The organism is Trinickia sp. LjRoot230 (assembly GCF_964253315.1).
GTDB lineage: Bacteria > Pseudomonadota > Gammaproteobacteria > Burkholderiales > Burkholderiaceae > Trinickia.
The window spans coordinates 756,651-780,328 of sequence record NZ_CAXUQX020000001.1 but is presented as its reverse complement, the minus strand read 5'-3'; the positions used below and the strand labels follow the sequence as shown (position 1 = coordinate 780,328).

Here is a 23,678-nt window from a genome sequence, read left to right as displayed (position 1 = left end):
TGCGCCCTCATGACCAATCTCGCTCTCTTCGACCTCGACCACACGCTCATCCCCACCGACAGCGACCACGAATGGGGCCGCTTCATGGTGAAGCTCGGCATCGTCGATGCCGACACGTTCGTTCGTGACGTCGACCGCTTCTACGCCGATTACCAAGCGGGCCAGCTCGACATCCACGCGTACCTCGAGGCCATGCTGACGCCGCTCGCCAAGTACTCGCGCGCGCAGCTCGCCACCTGGCATGAGCAGTTCATGCACGAGGTAATCCGCCCGGCGCTGGTGCCGGCCGCGCTCGAACTCGTGCGCAGCCATCAGGACCAGGGCGACCTTTGCTGCATCGTCACCGCGACGAACGAGTTCATCACGCGACCCATCGCGGACGCATTCGGCGTCGAAATGTTGATCGCGTGCGAAGTCGAAACGGTCGACGGCGCGCGGCACTCGGCCTTTACGGGCCGCGGCACCGGCACGCCAAGCTACCGCGAAGGCAAGATCGTGCGCGTCGAGTCGTGGCTCGCCTCGCTCGGCAAAACGCTGGCGGAATTCGAGCGCAGCTACTTTTATAGCGACTCGCACAACGATATTCCGCTCTTGGAGAAAGTCACCGATCCGATCGCGACCAATCCCGACGCAACCCTGCGCGCCCATGCCGAGGCGAAGGGCTGGCGCATCTTCGATCTTTTTCAACCGTCGTGATCAAGAAACTCATCCGCAAGCTGTTCGGCCAAAGCGAAGCCGCTGCTGAACCCACCGCCGCCAAGAGCGAGGAGCCCGCCGGGCACGGCGCTCCCGGTGCCACCGCAACAACGGCCGCCGCCGGCAAACCGCCGCGTCGCCGGAGCATGCGCGCCGCCGCCGCGGGCGCCGGCGCGCCGGGCCCCGACGCCCCGGTCATTCTGTCGTCCGAGATCCACAAGATCGACCCGGCGCTGATCTCGCGCAATGCCATACGCGTGACCGATACCCTGCAGCAAGCCGGCTATCGGGCGTTCATCGTGGGCGGCGCCGTGCGCGATCTGCTGCTTGGCATCGCGCCGAAGGATTTCGACGTCGCGACCGACGCCACGCCCGAGCAAGTGCAGCGGCTGTTTCGCCGCGCGCGCCTGATCGGCCGGCGCTTTCAGATCGTCCATGTGCAGTTCGGGCAGGAAATCATCGAAGTCTCGACGTTCCGGGCGCTCGTCGATACCCCGCAGGACGCCCCCGAGGGCGCTTCAAGTGCTGCGGTCGTCGCGCCGCCCAAGCGTCTGCGGCGCGACGAACTCGATCGCCGCACGCACGCGGTCGATGCGAGCGGGCGCGTGTTGCGCGATAACGTCTGGGGCGAGCAGCACGAAGACGCCACGCGCCGCGACTTCACGATCAACGCGATGTACTACGACCCGGCAACGCAAACGGTGCTCGACTATCACAACGGTTTGACCGATATCCGCGCCCGCATCTTGCGGATGATCGGCGATCCGGTGACGCGCTATCGCGAAGACCCGGTGCGCATGCTGCGCATCGTGCGCTTTGCCGCGAAGCTTGGCTTCGAAATCGACGAGGCCACGCGTACGCCGATACAGCCGCTGGCCGATCTGATCCATAACGTGCCGGCCGCGCGTCTGTTCGACGAAATGCTCAAGCTGCTGCTGTCGGGCCATGCGCTGGCATGCTTGAAGCAGTTGCGCAAAGAAGGCCTTCATCACGGCCTGCTGCCGCTACTCGACGTCGTGCTCGAGCAGCCGCATGGCGAATCGTTCGTCACGCTCGCACTCAACAATACCGACGCTCGTGTACGCGCCGGCAAGCCCGTCTCGCCGGGGTTTCTGTTTGCCACATTGCTCTGGCACGACGTGCAGCAGCGCGCGCAGCAATACGAGAGCAGCGGAGAATATCCGGTTCCCGCACTGCACCACGCGATGGACGACGTGCTCGATATGCAGACCGAAAAGCTCGCGATCCACAAGCGCTTCTCCGCCGACATGCGCGAGATCTGGGGCTTGCAAGCGCGCCTCGAGAAACGTGCCGGGCGCAGCGCGCTCAAGCTCGTCGAACACCAAAGGTTTAGAGCGGGTTATGATTTCCTCCTGCTACGGTGCGAATCGGGCGAGTTGGATCTGTCGATCGGCCAGTGGTGGACAGCATTCATCGAGGGCGACGCGGCCGCGCGCGAAGCCTTGCTCTCGCAAGGCGGCAAGGAGCGGGCGCCACGCAAACGCCGGCGGCGCGGCGGCGGTAAGGGCCGCAAAGGTGCGGGCACCGATGCGCCGGCCGACCTCGGCGATGCCGGAAGCGGCAGCGGCGACGCAGCAGCAACGCACGACGTGCGGGAGAATTGACGCTGCGGCCGTTGCCACGGCCGCAAGTCGCCCTTAAGTGGGAGTGGTCATGTTGTGAAGTCGTGAAGTCGTAGGAAGCCATGTCATGACGGTTGCTTATCTCGGCCTCGGTGCGAATCTCGGCGATGCCCGCCAGTCCTTGAAGGACGCGGTGGTATGCCTCGCCCAGCAGCACTGTGTCACTGTGCTCGCGAAATCGAGCCTCTACCGGACCGAGCCCATCGACGCTCAAGGCGACGACTACTACAACCTCGTGGTCAAGATCGAAACAGCACTCACGGCGCGCGCGCTGCTCGCGCTATGCCATCACATCGAGCATCAGTTCGGCCGCGAGCGCCCTTTTCGCAACGCACCGCGCACGCTCGACCTCGACATCGTGCTGTTCGGCCATCAGCGCATCGACGAACCCGATCTCGTCATTCCGCACCCACGTGCTGTCGAACGCGCGTTCGTGCTGGTGCCGCTCGTCGAGATCGACCGCGAAGTCGAAATTCCTGGTGTCGGGCCTGCGCAAGCGCTGCTGCCAGCTATCGCACATCAGCGCATCGAAAAAGTGCAGACCTGCCGCTGCGCGATGATGGAGAAGTTCGGCAGCAAAGCCACAGGCGGTTTTTGATGACGCACCCCGCTATCACAGTCGAGCCGCCCGACCGGCGCGCACCTTATCGCTATATCGCGATCGAAGGGCCGATCGGCGCGGGTAAAACGTCGCTTGCCGAACAGCTGGCCGAACATTGGTCGATGCATGCGCTGCTGGAGCGGCCGAAGGACAACCCGTTCCTCGAGCGTTTTTACCGCGACATGGCGCGCTACGCGCTGGCCACGCAATTGCACTTCGTCGTGCAGCGCGTCGACGAGGCCCACGAAGCCGCCGAGGTACTGGCACGCGGCACGCCGCTCGTCGCCGATTACATCGCACAGAAAAACGACATCTTCGCCCGGCTGACGCTCGACGACGACGAGTGGCGCCTCTACCGCAGGTTCGCCTCTCAGGCCGACGTGGCCGCTCCGGTGCCGGACCTCGTGATCTATCTGCAGGCGAGCCCGCAAACACTGCTGCAGCGCGTTCAAAAACGCGCGCGGGCGGAAGAGGCGCCGCTCAGCGAAACGTATCTACGCAAGCTCGCCGATGCTTATGACCAGTTCTTCTATCACTACGACGCCAGCCCGGTTCTGACGGTGAACACCGAGCATCTGAATCCGCTCGAGTCGACGTCGGATCGTGCGCTCATTATCGAGCGCATCGAGACCATGCGCGGCCGCAAAACGAGCTTCGTCAAAGCGCAGTAAGATGTGGCCGGTGCGGCCCGCGGTGCGACGCCCGCGATGTGCCGACCGCTTCCTTCCTCTTCTTCGAGAACAGGACTTCCGATGAGTTACCTGCAGGAAACCAGTCGCCCCAAAGTCACGGTGCCCAAGCTGCAAGCCATGCGCGAGGCCGGCGAAAAGATTGCGATGCTCACCTGCTATGACGCCAGTTTTGCGTCGTTGCTCGATCGCGCAGGCGTCGACGTGCAGCTCATCGGCGACTCGCTTGGCAATGTGCTGCAAGGCCACACCACTACGCTGCCCGTCACGCTCGATGACATCGCCTATCACACGTCGTGCGTGGCGCGTGCTCAGCCGCGCGGACTCGTTGTCGCCGACCTGCCGTTCGGCAGCTACGGCACCCCCGCCGATGCGTTCGCGAGCGCCGTCGAGATCATGCGCGCCGGCGCGCAAATGGTGAAACTCGAAGGCGGCGAATGGCTGGCGGAAACGGTACGTTTTCTGGTCGAACGCGCGGTTCCCGTGTGTGCCCATGTCGGCCTGACGCCGCAATCGGTGCATGCGTTCGGCGGCTTTAAAATACAAGGCAAGACTGAGGCGGCTGCCGCACAGCTGTTGCGCGACGCGCGCGCCGTGCAGGATGCCGGCGCTCAATTGCTGGTGTTGGAGGCGATCCCGTCGGCTGTCGCCGCGGGCGTGACGAACGAGCTGCGCATTCCGACGATCGGCATCGGCGCCGGGCTCGATTGCTCGGGCCAAGTGCTCGTACTGCAAGACATGCTCGGTATTTTTCCGGGCAAGCCGGCGCGCTTCGTGCGAGATTTCATGGCCGGCGCGCCGAGCATTCTCGCGGCAGTCGAGGCGTACGTCAAAGCGGTCAAGGAAGGCTCGTTCCCGGCGCCCGAGCACGCGTTCTGATCGTTTTTGTGCGAGCTGCGGGCGTTGGCGTTGGCGTTGTCAGTTGCCCTCAGGACGATGGGCGGCGCTCGCCAAGGCTCGCCGCGGAGATGACCCTGGCCGGTAACGCCCCGCGCAGCGCATTGCACACGATCACTGCTTGCGCTCGCAGCAGATCGCCCAGCGTCAGCACGCGCTCGGCGGCGCCGAAGGCCGCGTCGTCCAGCAACACTTGACGCATGACACCGGGCAGCAAACCATCCCCCAGTGGCGGTGTCCACCAACTGCCGTCGAGTTTGACGAATACGTTCGAGCGGCCCCCTTCGGTTAGCTCGCCGCGTTCGTTGACAAAAAGCATGTCGAAGCCGCCGTGTGCTTCGGCGGTGCGCCAGCCACGGTCGTATTGCGCACGGCGCGTGGTCTTGTGGCGCAGCAGCCAGTCCGCGGAATCCGTTGGAGCGAAGCCATGCTCCGATGCCAGCAGCACGCCGACGACGGGCTCGTCGAGATTCGGCTGCGGCTGCGGTAGCGCTGGCAGCGGGCCGAGCGGCGCGCTCACCATCTCGACGCGCCCGTCTTTCGACAAAGCGAGCCGCAACCGATACGCGCCCGGCTGTGTCAATCGCGCACAGCGCTCGGCAATCCGAGCACGGACTGCAGGCTCGTCGAAACCGAAGCCCAACTGAGCAGCGCTGCTCGCTAGGCGAGCCAGGTGCCGGTTCAGATGGGCGACACCGTCCGCGCGCGTCGCTCGCATCGTTTCGAACAGTTCGAAACCCGGATCGGCACCGATCAGAAAACGTGCCTTCAATTGGCACTCCGCATATTCGTCCGCCGCGACGCTGTCGAGCACGATTCCGCCACCGATGCCCATCGAGCCGCGGCGCAGACCGCTCGCGGGATGGGGCGCACCAACGCTCAACGTGCGAATCGTCACCGAAAGACAGAAGTCGCCGCACGTCTTTTGATTGGATGCGGTATCTGCGGTATCGCCGGACGCCGGCGCGTCATACCAGCCAAGGGTGCCGGTGTAGAGCCCACGAGGCGTCGTCTCGATCTCGTCGATAAGCTGCATCGTCCGGTGTTTGGGCGCACCCGTGATCGACCCGCATGGAAAAAGCGCACGCAGCAGGTCGGCAAACGTCGTCCCTTCGACGAGTTCGGCTTCGACCGTCGAAGTCATCGCCCAAATGGAGGGATAAGGCTCGACCGAAAAGAGCGCGGGCACATGCACCGACCCCGTCTTGGCGACGCGCGAGACATCGTTGCGAAGCAAATCGACGATCATCACGTTTTCGGCTCGGTTCTTCGGATCGCGGCGCAAGAACGCCTCTGCGCGCGCATCGTCCGTTGGCGTGCTACCCCGCGCGGTCGTCCCCTTCATCGGGCGCGTGCGCAGATGCTCGCCGGCCTTTTCGACGAAAAGCTCCGGCGAACAAGAGACGATCCACTCGTCACGAGGCAGCGCGATCAGTGCGCCGTAGCGCACCGGCTGCCGCGCCCGCAGACGCCGGTATAGCGCCAGCGGCGAGCCGAAAACGTCAAACGCAAGCCGATACGTGTAGTTGATCTGGTACGACTCGCCCGCGCGCAAAGCCTCGTGAACCGCGGCGATGGCCGCAGCAAACTCGTCGGGCGTCACGCTTTGGCCAACGTTGGCAGCACCGGCTACCGATGGTTCGAGAGAGCCGCTGTCCGACTCGCCGTTCCGATCACCATTCCGGTCGCACGTGGCCAACCAGGTGTCGACCTCATCGCGCGCGAGTTTCTCGCACCGCTCGAACAATAAAAAACGCAGCGAGCCTGTGGAGCTGCACTGCGTCCTGCCCGTTCCTTTCAGATGAAGATCGCGGCCGAACTCGTAATCCCCGAGGACAATCGCATGCAGGCCGCTTCGCACATCAGCCGCGGCGGCCTCGCAAGTTGCGTCGAGTTCACGCGCGTCTCGCGCGATATGCTCGCGCACAAAACGCGTGTACAAACGGCTCGAGCGGTGCGCAGCACTGGCGTCGCAGTCATCGAGCAGCGCGAACACCGTGCTGCGCTCATCAGCCTTCATCTAAGCACACTCAAAGCCGCGGCTCGCTCGCACGCGGTTTAATCAAAAAAACTCTTCACCCGGTCGAACCAGCTTTTGCTTTGCGGGCTATGGCGCGAGCCGCCCTCGACCAACGACTTTTCGAATTGCTTGAGCAGGTCGCGCTGCGGTTCGGTAAGCTTGATCGGTGTTTCGACTTGCACATGCACGTAGAGATCGCCGGGGACACTCGATCGCAACCCCTTGATGCCCTTGCCGCGCAACCGGAACGTCTTGCCCGACTGCGTGCCTTCGGACACCGTAAAGCTCGCGCGGCCCGCCAGCGTCGGCACCTCGATTTCACCGCCAAGCGCCGCCGTCGTAAACGGGATCGGCATTTGACAGTGTAGATCGTCGCCGTCGCGCTCGAACACCGAGTGCGGCTTGATATGAATTTCGACGTAGAGGTCGCCCGGCGGCCCACCGTTGACGCCCGGCTCTCCGTTGCCCGACGAGCGGATGCGCATGCCGTCGTCGATGCCCGCCGGAATTTTCACTTCGAGCGTCTTGGTTTCCTTCACCTTGCCGGCGCCGTGGCAATTCACACACGGATCGGGGACGTAGCTGCCGCTGCCATGGCACTTCGGGCACGTCTGCTGGATGCTGAAAAAGCCCTGCGACATGCGCACCGCGCCTGAACCATGACATGTCGGGCAGGTTTCCGGCTTCGTGCCGGGCTTGGCGCCGGAGCCATGACAAATCTCGCAGGCCACCCAACTCGGCACGCGGATTTGTGTCTCGCAGCCGTGCGCCGCCTGCTCCAGCGTGACCTCCATGCTGTAGCGCAGATCCGCACCGCGATAGACCTGCGGCCCCGCGCGACGCCCCGCGCCGCCGCCCGCGGCCTGCCCGAAGATATCGCCAAAAATATCGCCGAATGCGTCAGCGAAACCGCCGAAGCCCTGCGCGCCGGCACCGGCCATATTCGGATCGACGCCCGCATGACCGTATTGGTCGTAAGCCGCCCGCTTCTGCGAATCAGACAGCATTTCATAGGCCTCTTTTGCCTCCTTGAAATGCTCTTCCGAGTTCTTGTTGTCCGGATTGCGGTCGGGGTGATACTTCATCGCGAGCTTGCGATACGCCTTCTTGATCTCATCGTCGCTCGCGTTTTTCGCAACGCCCAGAACTTCGTAGTAATCCCGTTTCGCCATCGGTTCACCGCCGGCCACGCAGCGCGCGCGGCCGCTCCTTTCACATGCTGTGGAGTCTTGCGACTCGTTCGGCATGCCGCCTCGGACGCTTCGTCGCGCTCGATACGGGCATGCCGCCCATAAAGCAATGTGCCCGGAGGACCCGAAAGTCCGCCAGGCGTGTCACCGGCCGGCCGCCCGCAGGGGAACCGGCCGCCGATTCGACCAAGCTGCGCTTAGTCTTTCTTCACTTCCTTGAAGTCGGCATCGACGACATCGTCTTCCGGCCGTTTGCTCGATGCCTGCCCGGCTTCCGAACCACCTGCGCCCGAGGCACCCGCACCGGCGGCCCCGGCAGCCCCTTGAGCCTGCATGTCGGCATACATCTTTTCGCCGAGCTTTTGCGAGACCTTCGAGACGGCTTCGATCTTCTCCTCGATCGCTGCCTTGTCGCTCGAGCCCTGTTTCAACGTGTCCTCGAGTTCCTTGAGCGCCGCTTCGATCTGCTCTTTTTCGCCGCCGTCGAGCTTGTCACCATACTCGGTCAGCGCCTTGCGCGTGCTGTGCACGAGTGCGTCGCCCTGGTTGCGCGCATCGGCCAGTTCGCGCAAGCGGTGATCCTCCTCGGCATTCGCTTCGGCATCTTTCACCATCTTTTCGATCTCGGCTTCGGACAGACCCGAATTCGCCTTGATGGTGATCTTGTTTTCCTTACCGGTGCCCTTGTCCTTCGCGCCTACGTGCAAGATACCGTTCGCATCGATGTCGAACGAGACCTCGATTTGCGGCACGCCGCGCGGCGACGGCGGAATACCCTCGAGATTGAACTCTCCGAGCAGCTTGTTGCCCGCCGCCATTTCGCGCTCGCCCTGGAACACCTTGATCGTCACAGCCGATTGGTTGTCGTCCGCCGTCGAGTAGACCTGCGCGTGCTTCGTCGGAATCGTCGTGTTCTTGTTGATCATCTTCGTCATCACGCCGCCGAGCGTTTCAATACCGAGCGACAGCGGCGTCACGTCGAGCAGCAGCACGTCCGTGCGGTCGCCCGACAGCACCTGGCCCTGGATCGCAGCACCCACGGCAACGGCTTCGTCCGGGTTCACGTCGCGGCGCGGCTCCTTGCCGAAGAACTCCTTCACCTTTTCCTGAACCTTCGGCATACGCGTCATACCGCCGACGAGAATCACGTCGTCGATATCGCTTACCTTCACGCCGGCATCCTTGATGGCGATGCGGCACGGCTCGATCGTGCGCTGGATCAGCTCTTCCACCAGCGCTTCGAGTTTGGCGCGCGTGATTTTCAGGTTCAAATGCTTCGGACCGCTGGCATCGGCCGTGATGTACGGCAGATTGATTTCGGTCTGCTGGCCCGACGAAAGCTCGATCTTCGCTTTTTCGGCCGCTTCTTTCAGGCGTTGCAGCGCGAGCACGTCTTTCGACAAATCGACGCCTTGCTCTTTCTTGAATTCGCCGATGATGTAATCGATGATGCGCTGGTCGAAGTCTTCGCCGCCCAGGAACGTGTCGCCATTCGTCGACAGTACTTCGAACTGCATTTCGCCATCGACGTCTGCAATCTCGATGATCGAGATGTCGAACGTACCACCGCCCAAATCGTACACGGCGATCTTGCGGTCGCCCTTCTCGGCTTTGTCGAGGCCGAACGCGAGCGCAGCTGCAGTCGGCTCGTTGATGATCCGCTTGACCTCGAGCCCCGCGATGCGACCGGCATCTTTGGTGGCTTGGCGCTGACTGTCATTGAAGTACGCGGGCACCGTGATGACCGCTTCCGTCACCGGTTCGCCGAGGTAGTCTTCGGCCGTCTTTTTCATCTTGCGCAGCACTTCGGCGGAAATCTGCGGCGGCGCGAGCTTCTTGTCGCGCACTTCCACCCAGGCGTCTCCGTTATCGGCCTTCATGATCTGGTAAGGCATCAGGCCGATATCCTTTTGCACTTCTTTTTCTTCGAAGCGGCGGCCGATCAAGCGTTTGACCGCGTAGAGCGTGTTCTTCGGGTTCGTCACCGACTGGCGCTTGGCCGGCGCACCGACCAGGATCTCACCGTCTTCCATATAGGCGATGATCGACGGCGTCGTACGAGCGCCTTCCGAATTTTCGATCACTTTGACCTGATTACCTTCCATCAGCGCCACGCACGAGTTCGTGGTGCCGAGGTCGATGCCGATGATTTTGCCCATTTTTCCTAATCTCCTGACTTTCAATCCCTGGGAACGGCACCGCCGACAACCGTGCTGCCGCCCGCTCAAATCCAACCTGCACCCAACATGAGTGCCGCCGCACCGTTTTCAAGCCCATCCGGGCAATGCGGTCTTTAATTTTTTTCAATCACCGCCCGTGGCGCCGATTTTTGCACCTGCCGCCGCGATCTTCGCGTGCGCCGCGGTCACGGCCGCCTGGAACTGCGCGATGCCGTGCCAGCCCGTCGCCCGCCCGAGGCGCTTGCCACAATGGAAGAAGTACCAGGCAGGCACGCCATGGCGCGAAAAGTGGCGCGCCAACTCGCGCTCTTCGTACACGTTGGCGTGAAACCATCTCAGACCGAGCGCACGAACCGCCTCCGGCTGCGCAAGCATCGCCTTTTTTGCCATTTCGCAGTTAAAGCAATCCTCGCCCCAGAAAAAAACGACCGCGAGCGCATCGCCCGCCGACGCCAACGCCGAATCGAGATCGTCGGCCGTCACCGACTGCATCTCGAAAACAGAAAACGCCGTGGCGTCGACCGGATGCGCATTCATCGGAATTTCCTCGCGACAGAGCGGCCCGGCGGCCCGGCGACCGCCGCCATCACCGCGCAGGCCGGTTACTTCGGCTGAGCGACGGTCACGAGCGCCGGACGCAACACGCGATCGGCGATGACATAGCCTTTTTGAAGCACCGAGACCACGGTATTCGGCTCTTGTTCGGCCGGCACCATGGAGATCGCCTGATGGCGATGTGGATCGAATTTCTCGCCGACCGGGTTCAGCGCCACGACGCGGCCCTTTTCGAGCGCGGCCGACAACTGGCGCAACGTGAGCTCGACGCCTTCGCGCAGCTTGACGACGTCGCCGGCGGTGTCCAACAGCGCCGCCTCCAGGCTATCGATGACAGGCAACAGGTGTTCGGCGAAGCTTTCGATCGCGAACCTGCGAGCCTTGGAAACGTCTTCATGCGCACGACGGCGCACGTTCTCGGTCTCCGCTTTCGCGCGCAGGAAATTCTCGTTGAGCTCGGCAATCTTCGCCTCAGCCTCTGCCAATGCAGCCGCTGCAGCCGCCGCGACGTTCTCCGGCTGCGGTTCTACCGCAGCAGCGGCCACGTTCGCCGCCACATCCTCGGGGATCGGCTGTGCCACGGCATCGGCCGGCTTGGAATTCTGGCTGGCCGGATTGTCTTGCGGTTGTTCCATGTCGCTGAATCGTCCTAAAAGTGGAATCAAAAACAGGGCTCGGGCGCGCGTCATCGCGTGGCGTCGCGCGGCAAGACACAATCGGCGGACCGCCGAGTGTTGCCAAAACGCAACTCCGCCCTCGCGCACGTCGATTGAAATGAGGGCAGCCATGTGCATTTCAAGGGCTAAAGACGCATTTGCGCACCGCCGCCGGGCGCCCGAAACGAACCGTAACACCGGTTACCGTGCAAACGCCAAAAGCGCATTGAGGGCTATTCTGGTTTGCCCTAGACTGCCTCCATGCGTGTCATTTCACTGAACCGCGAAACCGCAGCGTCATCCAGCCCATTTCGTCGCTGCCCGTCCCGCTCTTCTTCCCTGGGGGAGTACCGTGAAACTGACCTTTGCAATCGCGGTGGTCGCGCTGGTACTCGTCGCGGGAACCACGACCATCTGCATGTCCGGTGCCGTCACCGATAAAACAACGGAGTACGGCGGTGTTCACGCGACGTTCGAGCAGTTGTTCAATCCCCATCTGAAAGTTTGTCGATAACACGCCTGTCGCGCTTCGTGGGCCGACCGTGCAGCGCGGCCGCGGGCTCGCGGTAGGTGCGCCGCCGCTCGCTCTCCGCCGCGCGCTGCGAGCGGCTCTCGGGTGTTTCCTCGTAAAGCATCTGCGCCACGCTTGCAGGGCCCCGTACTTCGCACACGCCCGCCACCCGTACTTCCCAGACCGTGCGATCAATCTCGATTCGCAACAGATCCCCCACCCGCACTTCCTTGGCAGGCTTGACCGGCGTTCCGGCGACGCGCACGCGGCCCTTTTCGACGGCATCCGCGGCCTGCGAGCGTGTCTTGAAAAAGCGGGCTGCCCACAGCCATTTGTCGATGCGCAAACGCGCACCTGGTTCGGTCGAGATCTTGTAGTTCATCGAAATAGTTCAGACGGGACGCTATCTCTCGCTGCGAACGAATAAGCCTGCGCAACTAGCCTGCCCGGCCGCGAGGCACGCGGCTCGTGCGGTAGGAAATCGACCCGGCCCGGCATCATGCCAGAGCGCCGGCGGGCGCGCTCACGCGCGCGGGCCACCCTTGCAACTGCTGCGCGATGATCTCGGCAAGCGCCGCGATCCACGCCGGCGCGGCGTTCAGACAGGGGACCCGGTGGAACTCCTTGCCGCCGGCCTGCAAAAATTCGTCGCGCACCTCGAGGCCGATCTCCTCGATCGTCTCGAGACAATCCGCGGTGAAGCCGGGGCAAAAAACATCGGCGCGACGCACACCGGCCGCGCCAAGCTCGTGCAACGTCGGCGCCGTATAGGGTTGTAACCATTCGGCGCGGCCAAAGCGCGACTGAAACGTGACCAGGCATTCGCCCGGCGCCAGCGCCAGCGCCGCAATCAACAACGCGGCCGTTTGCCGGCATTGGTCGTGGTAAGGGTCGCCGGCGTCGAGCGTGCGCTTGGGCACGCCGTGGAAACTGAGTATCAGCTTGTCGCCGGCTGCGAAATTGGGACGCCCATGCGCCGCCCAATATTGCCGAACCTGATCGGCGAGCGCGCCGATATAGGCCGGGTGATCGGCATAGTGGCGCACGGTGCGAATCTCCAGTTGATTACGCATGCGCTTGAGCGCCGCAAACGCGGCATCGAAGGCCGTTGCCGTCGTCGACGACGAATATTGCGGATACATCGGCATCAACAATACGCGTTCGGCACCGGCCAGCTTCAGCTGATTGAGCATCGCGCCTATGCCAGGCGTGCCATAGCGCATCGCGTAATCGACGATCACCGGGTAATCGTTTGCATGCAGCAACGCCCGTAACGCTTCCACCTGTTTTTCAGTGTGCACGCGCAGCGGTGAGCCCTCCGGCATCCAGACTGCCGCGTATTTTCTGGCCGACGTGCGTGCACGCCACGGGAGGATCAACCCGCGCAAGATCGGCTGCCAGACCAATGCGGGAATTTCGACCACGCGCGGATCGGACAGAAATTGCGCGAGATAGCGGCGCACCGCGCGCGGCGTAGGTGCGTCGGGCGTGCCGAGGTTGATCAGCAGCACGGCAACGCGGCGAGACGTGGCAGGCTGCGACGGCAGTTCGAGGTCAAAACGCATGGGCTATCGGAAAGGCTTCGCGCCGCGGCAAGCGGTGCCAAACATCGGTTCACGTAACGGCCATTATAGCGACGCGCCCGCACCGGACCAGTTGGCCGTTCGGCCAATGGCGCCCATCGGGCGCTCAACGCATCATGCGCTTCACGCCGAGCGGCAGCGCAGCGTGGCGCGGCCGAGTGCCGCCGCCGTTGCTACGGCTGGCTCAGCGCGGTCGACAACAGCCGCGCCGTGATGTCGACGATTGGAATCACGCGGCTATAGGCCATGCGCGTGGGCCCGATAACGCCGAGCGTACCGACTATCGTGCCGTTCACCTCGTAAGGGGCGGTGACGACGCTCATTTGCTCGATGGGTACGAGCGTCGATTCGCCGCCAATGAAAATCTGCACGCCTTGAGCGTGGCTCGAAACATCCAGTAACTGCAGGAGGCTCGTCTTTTGGTCGAACACGTCGAAAAGCTTGCGCAAACGCGCCATGTCGGACGAAAGGTCTGCTACTTCGAGCAGATTCCGCTCTCCGGAGATGAGCACGGTTTCGCCCGTCTCGGATTCTTCCGTGCTCGCCGTGACGGCGGCGTGCATCAGCGTCGTCATGTCGCCGCGCAGTTCGTCGATTTCCTCGCGCAGCCGGCGTCTCACTTCGTCGAACGAAAGGCCTGCGAAATGCGCGTTGATATAGTTGGACGCCTCGGTGAGCTGCGACGGCGAGTAGTCGCGCTGCGTCGCCATGATCCGGTTTTGCACGTCGCCTTCCGGCGTCACGATGATGAGCAAAATGCGCTTGTCGGACAGGCGCATGAACTCGATCTGCTTGAAGACGTGGCTGCGCCGCGGCGTCAACACCACGCCGGCGAACTGCGACAGGTTCGAGAGCACGCTCGCCGCCGCGGCCACCACCTTTTGCGGCTCGCCCGGCCTCAACGTCCGTTTGACGGCGCGCCTGACGGCTTCTTCATCGGCAACCGACTCCACCGTCAGCATGGTGTCGACAAAAAGACGGTAGCCGCGCGGTGTCGGAATTCGCCCGGCGGAGGTATGAGGGCTCGCGACAAGCCCCATCTCCTCGAGGTCCGACATCACGTTACGGATCGTTGCCGGGCTCAGTTCGAGCCCCGAATAGCGCGAAAGCGTGCGCGAGCCTACCGGCTGACCTTCGACGATATATCGTTCGATCAGCGTTTTCAGCAGAGTTTGTGCACGTGGTTCTAGCATGACGCAAGTTTTAACCAAACACCGATGGCCCCCCGGGTGCGCCCCCGCCCCCGCGCGCTGACCGGCTGCGTACAGCGGCCGGCCTGTCATCGGCACGGCACCATTCTAGCGACAAATCAGCCGCGGCGAACCTGGTGGCTTTACCGTGCCGGTTGCCGCGCCACGGACGGACCGAGGACGACGGTTCTTTTCGAACCTCACCTATGGTGTAATGCCGGCATGGAAATTGGCAGCCAATTCAAGACCGTTGCGCTCGTCGGGCGCAGCAACACGCCCGGCATCGGCGAGCCGCTGACGGCGCTCGCCGCCTGCATCGCGCAGCACGGTTTTCACGTCGTATTCGAAGCCGAAACCGCGCGCAGCATTGGCGCAACCGCTTACGAGTGCGTGACGCCCGCGCAAATCGGGGCACGGGCGGACGTCGCCGTGGTGCTCGGCGGCGATGGCACCATGCTTGGCATCGGCCGTCAGTTGGCGCCCTACCGTACGCCGCTGATCGGCGTGAATCAGGGGCGGCTCGGCTTCATTACCGACATCCCGATCTCGGAAATGCAGCAACGCGTGTCGCAAATGCTGGCCGGAAACTTCGAGCGCGAGGAGCGCACGCTGCTCGAAGCGCGCATCGTGCGCGCCGGGCAGCCGATCTATCACGCGCTGGCGTTCAACGACGTCGTCGTCAACCGCAGCGGATTTTCGGGCATGGCGGAGCTGCGCGTGCTCGTCGATGGCCGCTTCATGTACAACCAGCGCTCGGATGGGCTCATCGTGGCCACACCGACAGGCTCGACCGCTTACGCGTTGTCGTCGCAAGGCCCGATTCTTCATCCGCAATTGCGCGGGCTCGTGCTCGTGCCGATCGCGCCTCATGCGCTGTCGAATCGCCCGATCGTGCTGCCGGACGACTGCAACGTCAGCATTCAGATCATTGCCGGGCGCGATGTCAACGTGAACTTCGATATGCAATCGTTTACCGCGCTCGAACTGAACGACACGATCGAAGTGCGGCGCTCGCGCCACACCGTGCCATTCCTGCATCCGATCGGCTACAGTTACTACGCCACGCTGCGGCAAAAGCTGCACTGGAACGAACATCCGTCCAGCACGGAAGACGACTCCGCGCCGCTTTAGCGCGCCGCGTGAAGACGCCGGCACGTCGAGCCGGCCGTCCATCGAATACGACAACACGACGCCAACACGACCTCCATGCTCCGTCATCTTTCGATCCGCGACTTCGTCATCGTCGCCGCGCTCGAGCTCGAATTCGACCGCGGCTTCACCGTTTTTTCCGGCGAGACCGGGGCAGGCAAATCGATTCTGATCGATGCGCTCGCGCTCACACTTGGCGCACGTGCCGACGCAGACGTCGTACGCACAGGCACCAGCCGGGCCGATATCACCGCGGAGTTCGGCACCGGTCCGCAGGTGGCGCACTGGCTCGACGAGCAAGCCCTCGCTCGTGGCGAACCCGATAGTGTCGATGGCGGCTCGGTGCTGCTGCGGCGCGTGATCGACATCAATGGGCGCTCGCGTGCGTTCATCAACGGCACGCCTGCGACGCTCGCGCAACTGCGCGAGCTCGGCGAAATGCTCGTCGATATCCATGGCCAGCACGCGCACCAACTGTTGATGCGTCCGGACGCGCAGCGCACGTTGTTCGATACGCACGCGGGCCTCACCCCTATCGCGGAGGAAGTCGCGCGCGCTTATCGAAATTGGCGCGATGCGGTCCATGCGCTCGAATTGGCCAAGACCCGCGATCGGGAGCTCGCGCTCGAACGCGAGCGGCTCGCGTGGCAGCTCGCCGAGCTCGACAAGCTTGCGCCGCAACCGGGCGAATGGGAGGAGATCAGCGCCGAGCACCGGCGGCTCGCCCATTCGGCCAGTCTGATCGAGGGTGTGCGAGGCGCGCTCGATTCGCTGTCCGAAGCGGATAACGCGATGCTCGGGCAACTGGGTTCGATCCTGTCGAAGCTTCGCGATCTGGCTGATATCGACCCGGCGCTCGGCGACGCGCTTGCCTCGCTGGAGCCGGCCGAAATCCAGCTGCGCGAGGCGGTCTACTCGCTCACGCACTATGCGCAAAAACTCGAACTCGATCCCGGTCAGCTAGCGCAAGTCGAGATGCGGCTCGACGCGCTCCATTCGCTTGCACGCAAATTCCGTCTCCAACCCGAGGCGCTGCCCGCCGAGCATGAAGCTCGCCGCGCCCAACTGGCAGCGCTCGACGAGGCCGCCGATCTCGACAAGCTGAACGCGGCCGTCGACGCGTGCCGCGCAATCTACCTGCGCGAGGCGAAGCGCCTTTCGAAGGCCCGCGCGCAAGCGGCGAAATCGCTGAGCGCCGCAGTAACCGCCGGCATGCAGGAACTCTCGATGGCCGGGGGCAGTTTCGAGGTCTCGCTTGTGGCGCTCGCCGAAGGCGGCGCGCAGGGGCTTGAGCAAATTGAATTTCGCGTCGCGGGCCATGCCGGCGTGCCGGCGAAACCGCTCGCCAAGGTGGCCTCGGGTGGCGAGCTTGCGCGCATCAGCCTTGCGCTGGCTGTCGTCGCGAGTGCAGCGAGCCTCACACCGACGCTGATTTTCGACGAAGTGGATACGGGCATCGGTGGGGGCGTGGCAGAGGTGGTCGGCCGACTGCTGCATCAACTTGGGCGCGAGCGTCAGGTGCTATGCGTCACGCACCTGCCGCAAGTGGCGGCGCGCGGCGACCATCACCTTCAGGTGGCCAAGGCGGCCGCGCCCGACGGCGGCACGCTTTCGAGCGTCATCTCGCTCGATCATTCGAGCCGGGTCGAAGAAGTCGCGCGTATGCTGGGCGGCCTCGAAATCACGGCAACCACCCGGCGGCACGCGAAAGAAATGCTGGCGGCATAGGGCCGGTATCGTCGGTGACACGCCGTTGCCTCGCACTGCGCGGGCGTCGAAGGCCTGCTGCCCTAACGTCCGAACCGTCCCAATCGCCCTAGCCGTTCAGTATATTGCTTCGTTTTTCTTGGAACCAAGGCGACGGTTGGCGCGAATGACTTTCTGCACGATGTCGTTGGTCTTGGCAGTCCACACGACTGGTTTGGGATCCTGGTTACGCACGGCGATGTACTCCGTGATAGCGAGGATGAGATCGGGAACGCAACGGAACACGCCACGGCGCAAACGTTCGGTACGTGATATCACGAAAAAAGCGCTCCACCATGTTCTGCCACGATGCGGAGGTCGGCGTGAAATGCACGGTGTAACAAGGATGTTTCGCGAGCCACTCCTTGACCTTCGGGTGCTTGTGGGTGGCATAGTTATCGCAGATCAAATGCAGCTCTTTGCCTTGGGAGTCTCGCGCTCAATTTGGCGCAAGAAGTCGAGCCATTCGCATTCGCTGTAACCGTCTCGCTGATCACAACGGGCGATGACAGCACCCGGCCTGGCCATTTGCGAGATCGCTATGCGGGTGCCAACCATTGAGCACCAACCTGAGGCCCTCGGACGCAAGCCGGCGGGCCTTCGCGGCTCCGATTCCGCCATAGGCGCCGGGGATAACCGCGACAGGCCCCACTTCGCGCGGCTCAGTCACCGGCCGAAGGCCCTTCAGCGCGGGTCAGGATTTCCAGCATATGACCGGAAGGATCCAGGAAATAGACGCCGCGGCCGCCATTGTTTGTGTTGATTTCATTCTGCCGCTGCCGCATCGGGTCCGCCCAGAAGCGGATGCCGCTCTTTTGGATGCGGCCAAATATGGCGTCGAATTCCTCGTCGGAGACAAGGAATGCATAGTGCTGTTCCCTGATCGGCTCCGGACTGGTCATGAAGTCGAGGCTGACGCCGTTGGCGGTTTGCACGACGAGAAACGGTCCGAAAGGCTTTGGCGCGGGTAAGTCGAAGGTCTCGACGAGGAAGCGGGCGGCGGCTTCCCGATCAGTCGAGTGAACAATCGTGTGGTTCAGTTCGATGGTCATAAGATGCTCCTTGGCGAGGTCGAAGCTACTTGGGGTGGTGAGACGCGCGGAGGCTGTCCGCCTCAAGGGGCCGCACAGACAAATCTCGGAGGATTTTTAGATCCTCGCGCGAGCCGTGCCGGTTGGCGCGCGCCGGTCTCGGAATGGATATGAAAGCCGGCGAGGTCGCCTGGCGAAGCACTTGGGCCGCGGCGGTGGGGTTCGCGCAGGCAGACCGACGGCGGCATGAGACGTTCCGGCGAATGTCAGACGTAGCGCGCCGAGGCCATGGCCGCGACGGCTACAACCAGAAGGCCGGCGGCGATTCGCTGGCTCATGGCGATCGTGCGCCTTGGGGCGACGGCGTCGCCGTCAGATGCCCCGCGCAGTCGCCGGACTGAAGGCAAGGCTGAGGCCTGCAGCCCGGCCGCCGTCAAGGCGCATGCCGCGCCGAGCGCCAGAACCTGCTCGGACTGGGCGAAGGCGCCGCGATGCAGAAGACCCCAGAGGGCGGCGCCGGACAGGGTGACAAGTGCCGCCGCGCCCAGCTGGGGGAAGGCCAACCGGTCCGCACCGACTCCGCCGGCGCGCGCTAGCACAAACGTCGAGCCCGCCCAGAAGACAGCCGGCAAGACATGCACGACCGTTACAATCAACAGGGTCCACTGCATCACAACCTCGTCTCGAGATAGCTCGATTTATTGTCTGTGCGGAACATCTTCTCCGGCTTGGCGCCGGCAGATTGGCCGCCGTCGATTGGCAAGGTGACGCCGGTGATGAAGGTGCTCTGATCCGAGGCAAGCCAAAGCACTGCGTCCGCAATTTCCGACGCGGTTCCGACGCGCCGCATCGGCGTGCCGATGGCCGCTTGCCGCTGTGCCGCTTCGCCCGCTGCTTCCAGGTGATGTGTGAGAATAGGCCCGGGCGCGAGGACGTTCACTCGAATCCCGTGGTCGGCGTAGTCGAGCGCAGCGACCTTTGTCAGCGCGATGATGCCGGCCTTTCCGGTCACGTAGCCCGCCAGATTCGCGACACCCTGCACACCGGCCAACGACGCCATGTTGATAATCGAGCCGCCACCACTCGCGAGTAGGGCCGGGATTTGGTGTTTCATGCCGAGGAAGGTTCCTCGGATATTGGTCCGGATGGCCCGATCGAACCCTTCGACGTCTGTGTCCGCCAGAGGTTGCGGGTTGGAGCCATCGGTGGCGTTGTTGAAGGCCACATCCAATCGACCGAACTTAACCAGCACGCGATCGACCAGATGCTCGACTGAAGTCTCGTCGCCGATGTCTACGGTGACGAAACCCGCCTCATGTCCCTCGCTGCGGATCTCACCGACGACCGTCCCTAGGGCGTTCGCGTCGCGGGCTGCAAGCATCACCTTCGCCCCCGCCCGGGCCAGGGCCTTGGCGGCTACCGCGCCGATACCTCGGCTCGCGCCGACTACAAGCGCGACCTTCCCGGTCAGCAAGCCGGATCGGTCATCGTTAGTCGCTTTACTCATTCTCTGATCTCCTGATGATCCTGGCTCGGCGGCCCGGTGAAGTCCTTGGCCAGGCGGGTGAGAAGCGTCCGCACCTGCAGCAATTCTTCGTCGCTGAAGCTGCTGCGGATGCGCTTGTCATGCTCCGCCGCGGCGCTGCGGAGCCGATGAAACTTCGCAACACCGGCCGGCGTGAGGCGCGCGACCTGCACCCGACGATTGTCAGGCGGCCGCTCGCGCAGAACGAGGCCTTGATCGACCATCGCATCGAGGTGATGGGTGAGCGTCGGCCCCTGCACCCCGACGCACTGGGCGAGTTCGCCGTGGCTGAGCATTCCCTCGCGCATGAGCGACATCAGGATCAGCCACATCGGCAACGACCCGCCCGCAGCAGTGAGCGCGTCATCGAAGGCTCGACTGAGCTGCCTGGCAGTCTGGCTGAGGAGCAGTCCTATCGGGGTTTCTGGAGGCGGTCCCATTTCAAAAATATAGACATAGAACTGTTCGATGTCTATATTTTTGTGAGGCGATCAGCGTGGTTAGCACGCATTCGCGGCCAAGAATGTCGCGGGCTGGACGGTCGGGCAGCCGTTCGACGTCCCTTTCGCGGGTTTTGTCGGCGGCAATGGCGCGCGGGCGATCAAGGCCATCAAGCATTGTTGGCGCGCGAGCCGCTCAGCAGACCATCCGGCGATCGTCACCCGCTCGTGTCTACTCAGAAGGCAGCAGCCAAGGCCAAGTCCATGCCAGAGCCCCCACCGACCACAAGCAGACGCTCGCCGACACTGGCCATGCCCATCTCCTTCACATTCGGCACACAATTTGATGCTGAGTTGTCAGTGTTCCCGATCTCATCCTCGCTATCAAGGATTACATCGCCGTGCGTAACCAGGATCCTGCCAAGGCGACGACATCTTGCAGAAAGTCATTCGCGCCAACCGTCGCCTTGGTTCCAAGAAAAACGAAGCAATACACTAACGTGCGCAGCGCGTCATCCAAACACGCGCTGCCATAACCGCAACACCGCATCGCGCTCGGCGGCAATCTGCTCGAGCGGCACGCGCGCTTTTTCCATGCCGTCCAACCGTAGCCTGTGCTGCAACCTGCGGTAGGTGCGATAGGCGTTGCCGACGATTTCGGCTTCATGCGGATGCAGGAGCCCAAGCCGCGCCACTTCGCGCAGCAGCGCGATATTGCCGGTATTGCGGATCAGCTCCGGGTCGCGCGCCGCGTGCAGCAGCACCCAATACTGAACGACGAACTCGATATCGACCATGCCGCCCCGGTCGTGCTTGAGATCGAACAGCGCGCTGCGATTCGGATGGCCTGCCTCGACGCGATCACGCATCGCAACGATTTCGGCAGCCAGCGCGCCGGGCTCGCGCGGCATTGTCAGCACCTGCTCGCGGATCGCTTCGAACCGTGCACCGATTTGTTCGTCGCCGGCGCAAAAACGCGCGCGCGTCAATGCCTGATGCTCCCACACCCAAGCGGTATTGGCCGCGTCGCCTTCGCGCAGCTGATAGCGCCGGAAAGCGTCGAGATCGGTGATCAAAAGCCCCGACTCGCCGTTCGGCCGCAAGCGCAGATCGACATCGAACAGCGTGCCGGCGCCCGTCGCCGTCGTCAGCCACGTAATCAGGCGCCGTGTGAACGTGGCGTAAGCCTCGGCTGCCGCGTCGTCGGCGTCGTCGTACAGAAAAATGAGATCGAGGTCGGACGCGTAGCCGAGCTCCTTGCCGCCGAGCTTGCCGTAAGCGATGGCGGCAAAGCGCGGCACCTCGCGGTGGCGCTTTGGAAGTTGTTGCCAGACAGCGCCGATCGTCACGTCGAGCACCGAATCGGCCAACTCGGACAGCCGGTCGCTCACCTGTTCGACGCTCAGCTTGCCCGCCAAATCGATCAGTAAGATCCGAAACACCTCGGCCTGATGCGCATGGCGCAGCAAATCCATCTGTTGCTCGACCCCGTCCGCCGCCGCGAGCCGCGCCCGCAACGCAGCCTTGAATTCGGCCCAATCGAACGGGCTCGCGATGGCCTCGTCATCGAGCAGCTCGTCGAGCAGTTGCGGATGCCGCGTCAAGTAACCCGCCGCCCAGCGCGAGCCCGCCAGCACTGCCAGCACGCGCTCGAGCGCCGCCGGATATTCGTCGAGCAGCGCCAAATACGCGCCGCGCCTGCTCACGGCTTCCAGCAAGTCGAACACGCGCGCGAGCGTCGCGCCGCGCTTCTCAGCGGGCGCAAGCGTCGCCGCGGCCTCCACCGCGCGGCGCGCAATCGTATCGAAGCGCTCGCGGCTGCGCTCCGGCAAGCCCTGATAGCGCGTCGAACGGCGCACGCTGCCCAAACGTGCAACGAGCTCGCCAGCATCGGCGAAACCGCGCGCGGCGAGACGGGCAGTAACCGCGTCGCTTGACGCATCGTCGTCGAGCACCCCGCCCCAAATCTCGGCATCGCACGACTCATGATCGTCAGCGCCGCCACCGCCAGGCGGGCGTGTCTTGTCGGCAAAGATCCGATCGAACTGCCGTTCGACGCGTTCGCGATAGCCGTCGAGTTGGCGAGCAAGCGCCGCGTAATCGGCATAGCCGAGCGACTCGGCCAAACGCGCGCGCTCCGCCTCATCGACGGGCATCGCATGCGTTTGCGCATCGTGCCGATATTGAAGACGATGCTCGAGCGTGCGCAAAAAAAGATATGCCTCGGTCAGCTCGGCGCACACCGGTGCGGCAATCAGCCCGCGCGCCGCGGCTTGGCGCAAGACCGCAAGCGTCGGGCGCACGCGAAAACTCGCGTCCTGCCCGCCGCGAATCAGTTGGAACACCTGCGCGCTGAATTCGATCTCGCGGATACCGCCGCGGCCAAGCTTGATGTCGTCGGCCTTGTCCGGCCGCATCGTCGCGCGGCGCCGCGCCTCCTCGCCAATTTGCCGATGCAGCGAGCGGATCGCACCAATCACGCCGAAATCGAGATAGCGCCGGTAGACAAACGGCTTCGCGATCGATTCCAACTGCGCCGCCAGGCGCTTGGCCGCGGCGCTTTCGCCCTCCGAGACGATCCGCCCCTTGATCCAGGCGTAGCGCTCCCACTCGCGGCCCTGCACATAGAAATATTCTTCGAGCATGCCAAGACTGCATGCGAGCGGCCCCGCATCGCCGTTCGGCCGCAAGCGCATATCGACCCGGAACACATACCCATCGGCGGTGGGCTCGGCGAGTGCGCCAATCAGGCGTCGCCCAAGCCGGGTAAAGAACTCCTGCGTCGAAATGGGCGCGCGCGCGGCGCCCGTGGTCTCGCCGTCGTCCTCGTACACGAAGATCAGGTCGATATCGGACGACACATTGAGTTCCCGGCCTCCCAGCTTGCCCATTCCCACAACGCCGAGCACCAGCCGTTCGCCCTCGGGCCCGCGCGGCTCGCCATACAGCGCCTCGAATTCGGCTGAAAGGCTGGCCAGCGCATGCTGGATCGCGGCTTCGGCGAGATCGGTCATCGTGCCCGTCACCTCGGCCACGTCGGCGAGCCCCGCCAGATCGCGCTCCATCACCGTGCAGAACACCTCTGTGCGCAGTTGGCGCAACACGCGGCGCAGCGGCTCGTCGGCAAGCGGCGCGGCATCGAGCGCATGGTCGGTTGCATCGCCGCACGCACCGCCGGCCGCGCGCTGATCTGCGGCAAGGCGGTAAAACCGAGCATCGATGCGCTCGCGCGTGACGGGCGCGCTCGCCCAGTCGGCGATGCGTTGCGCCAACTCGGGCCGGGCCGCGATGGCACGCGCGGCATAAGACGAATAAGTGGAACTCAGCAGGGCGGTAGCAGTCATGGAGGTAGTGGCTCGTGTCTCGCGAACGCTGT

21 protein-coding genes and 1 pseudogene are annotated in these 23,678 nt (G+C 63.7%); 7 read left to right on the top strand and 15 right to left on the bottom strand.

All coding sequences use genetic code 11. The annotated features are described in order from the left end of the window. Positions 1-9: 9 nt before the first annotated feature. The 5 genes from ACSQ20_RS03695 (at position 10) to panB (ending at position 4,508) form a co-directional block, all read left to right on the top strand. Complete coding sequence (locus ACSQ20_RS03695; protein ID WP_436017555.1) at positions 10-696, top strand: HAD family hydrolase; 687 nt, start codon at positions 10-12, stop codon at positions 694-696. Further along, positions 693-2,321: a polynucleotide adenylyltransferase PcnB gene (pcnB, locus tag ACSQ20_RS03690; RefSeq protein ID WP_436017553.1), complete on the top strand. Its 1,629-nt coding sequence runs from the start codon at positions 693-695 to the stop codon at positions 2,319-2,321. Before ACSQ20_RS03695 ends, pcnB begins: the two co-directional genes overlap by 4 nt. Positions 2,322-2,406: 85 nt before the next feature. Further along, positions 2,407-2,937 carry a 2-amino-4-hydroxy-6-hydroxymethyldihydropteridine diphosphokinase gene (gene folK, locus ACSQ20_RS03685; protein WP_436017551.1) on the top strand — a complete coding sequence of 177 codons (531 nt, stop codon included), beginning with the start codon at positions 2,407-2,409 and terminating at the stop codon, positions 2,935-2,937. Further along, positions 2,937-3,611, top strand: coding sequence for a deoxynucleoside kinase (locus tag ACSQ20_RS03680; protein WP_436017549.1), 675 nt, complete (start codon positions 2,937-2,939; stop codon positions 3,609-3,611). Before folK ends, ACSQ20_RS03680 begins: the two co-directional genes overlap by 1 nt. 81 nt (positions 3,612-3,692) lie before the next feature. Further along, positions 3,693-4,508 carry a 3-methyl-2-oxobutanoate hydroxymethyltransferase gene (panB, locus tag ACSQ20_RS03675; RefSeq protein ID WP_436017547.1) on the top strand — a complete coding sequence of 272 codons (816 nt, stop codon included), beginning with the start codon at positions 3,693-3,695 and terminating at the stop codon, positions 4,506-4,508. Between the two features lie 49 nt (positions 4,509-4,557). On the opposite strand, the gene ACSQ20_RS03670 is transcribed toward panB, so the two are convergent. The 9 genes from ACSQ20_RS03670 to hrcA form a co-directional block, all read right to left on the bottom strand. Further along, positions 4,558-6,546, bottom strand: coding sequence for a chorismate-binding protein (locus ACSQ20_RS03670; protein WP_436017545.1), 1,989 nt, complete (start codon positions 6,544-6,546; stop codon positions 4,558-4,560). 38 nt (positions 6,547-6,584) lie between these two features. After that, positions 6,585-7,718, bottom strand: coding sequence for a molecular chaperone DnaJ (dnaJ, locus tag ACSQ20_RS03665; protein ID WP_436017543.1), 1,134 nt, complete (start codon positions 7,716-7,718; stop codon positions 6,585-6,587). A gap of 215 nt (positions 7,719-7,933) precedes the next feature. Continuing rightward, on the bottom strand, positions 7,934-9,895 hold the full coding sequence (gene dnaK, locus ACSQ20_RS03660; protein ID WP_436017541.1) for a molecular chaperone DnaK: 1,962 nt from the start codon (positions 9,893-9,895) through the stop codon (positions 7,934-7,936). 144 nt (positions 9,896-10,039) lie between these two features. Further along, entirely contained in the window at positions 10,040-10,453 is a 414-nt protein-coding gene (locus ACSQ20_RS03655) for a thioredoxin family protein (RefSeq protein ID WP_436017539.1), read from the bottom strand. A gap of 65 nt (positions 10,454-10,518) precedes the next feature. Then, positions 10,519-11,106: a nucleotide exchange factor GrpE gene (gene grpE / locus ACSQ20_RS03650; RefSeq protein WP_436017537.1), complete on the bottom strand. Its 588-nt coding sequence runs from the start codon at positions 11,104-11,106 to the stop codon at positions 10,519-10,521. Between the two features lie 289 nt (positions 11,107-11,395). After that, complete coding sequence (locus ACSQ20_RS03645) at positions 11,396-11,623, bottom strand: hypothetical protein (RefSeq protein WP_436023246.1); 228 nt, start codon at positions 11,621-11,623, stop codon at positions 11,396-11,398. Next, positions 11,613-12,020 carry an RNA-binding S4 domain-containing protein gene (locus ACSQ20_RS03640; RefSeq protein WP_436017535.1) on the bottom strand — a complete coding sequence of 136 codons (408 nt, stop codon included), beginning with the start codon at positions 12,018-12,020 and terminating at the stop codon, positions 11,613-11,615. The genes ACSQ20_RS03645 and ACSQ20_RS03640 overlap by 11 nt, the downstream gene beginning before the upstream one ends. A gap of 115 nt (positions 12,021-12,135) precedes the next feature. Next, complete coding sequence (hemH, locus tag ACSQ20_RS03635; RefSeq protein ID WP_436017533.1) at positions 12,136-13,203, bottom strand: ferrochelatase; 1,068 nt, start codon at positions 13,201-13,203, stop codon at positions 12,136-12,138. A 191-nt stretch (positions 13,204-13,394) separates the two neighbouring features. Then, a complete protein-coding gene (gene hrcA / locus ACSQ20_RS03630) occupies positions 13,395-14,414 on the bottom strand; it encodes a heat-inducible transcriptional repressor HrcA (RefSeq protein WP_436017531.1) in 1,020 nt (339 codons plus the stop codon). A 219-nt stretch (positions 14,415-14,633) separates the two neighbouring features. Here hrcA and ACSQ20_RS03625 point away from each other — a divergent pair, with 219 nt between their 5' ends. Together ACSQ20_RS03625 and recN are read left to right on the top strand one after the other, a co-directional pair. Further along, a complete protein-coding gene (locus ACSQ20_RS03625) occupies positions 14,634-15,542 on the top strand; it encodes an NAD kinase (RefSeq protein WP_436017529.1) in 909 nt (302 codons plus the stop codon). 75 nt (positions 15,543-15,617) lie between these two features. Then, positions 15,618-17,288 (top strand): DNA repair protein RecN, encoded by a 1,671-nt coding sequence (gene recN / locus ACSQ20_RS03620; protein ID WP_436017527.1) that lies wholly within the window; start codon positions 15,618-15,620, stop codon positions 17,286-17,288. Between the two features lie 96 nt (positions 17,289-17,384). Here the strand turns inward: recN and ACSQ20_RS03615 are convergent. From ACSQ20_RS03615 to glnE, 6 genes and pseudogenes are all read right to left on the bottom strand, one after another. Then, positions 17,385-17,774 (bottom strand): annotated as a pseudogene (locus ACSQ20_RS03615) (transposase); the annotation flags it as partial. A 194-nt stretch (positions 17,775-17,968) separates the two neighbouring features. After that, positions 17,969-18,358 (bottom strand): VOC family protein, encoded by a 390-nt coding sequence (locus ACSQ20_RS03610; protein ID WP_436017525.1) that lies wholly within the window; start codon positions 18,356-18,358, stop codon positions 17,969-17,971. A gap of 245 nt (positions 18,359-18,603) precedes the next feature. Beyond that, positions 18,604-19,008, bottom strand: coding sequence for a hypothetical protein (locus tag ACSQ20_RS03605; RefSeq protein ID WP_436017523.1), 405 nt, complete (start codon positions 19,006-19,008; stop codon positions 18,604-18,606). Further along, positions 19,008-19,844, bottom strand: a complete 837-nt coding sequence (locus ACSQ20_RS03600) for an SDR family NAD(P)-dependent oxidoreductase (protein ID WP_436017521.1) — start codon at positions 19,842-19,844, stop codon at positions 19,008-19,010. The genes ACSQ20_RS03605 and ACSQ20_RS03600 overlap by 1 nt, the downstream gene beginning before the upstream one ends. Continuing rightward, positions 19,841-20,194, bottom strand: a complete 354-nt coding sequence (locus tag ACSQ20_RS03595) for a MarR family winged helix-turn-helix transcriptional regulator (RefSeq protein WP_436017519.1) — start codon at positions 20,192-20,194, stop codon at positions 19,841-19,843. The genes ACSQ20_RS03600 and ACSQ20_RS03595 overlap by 4 nt, the downstream gene beginning before the upstream one ends. Positions 20,195-20,814: 620 nt before the next feature. Further along, positions 20,815-23,646, bottom strand: coding sequence for a bifunctional [glutamate--ammonia ligase]-adenylyl-L-tyrosine phosphorylase/[glutamate--ammonia-ligase] adenylyltransferase (glnE, locus tag ACSQ20_RS03590; protein WP_436017517.1), 2,832 nt, complete (start codon positions 23,644-23,646; stop codon positions 20,815-20,817). Positions 23,647-23,678 lie beyond the last annotated feature (32 nt).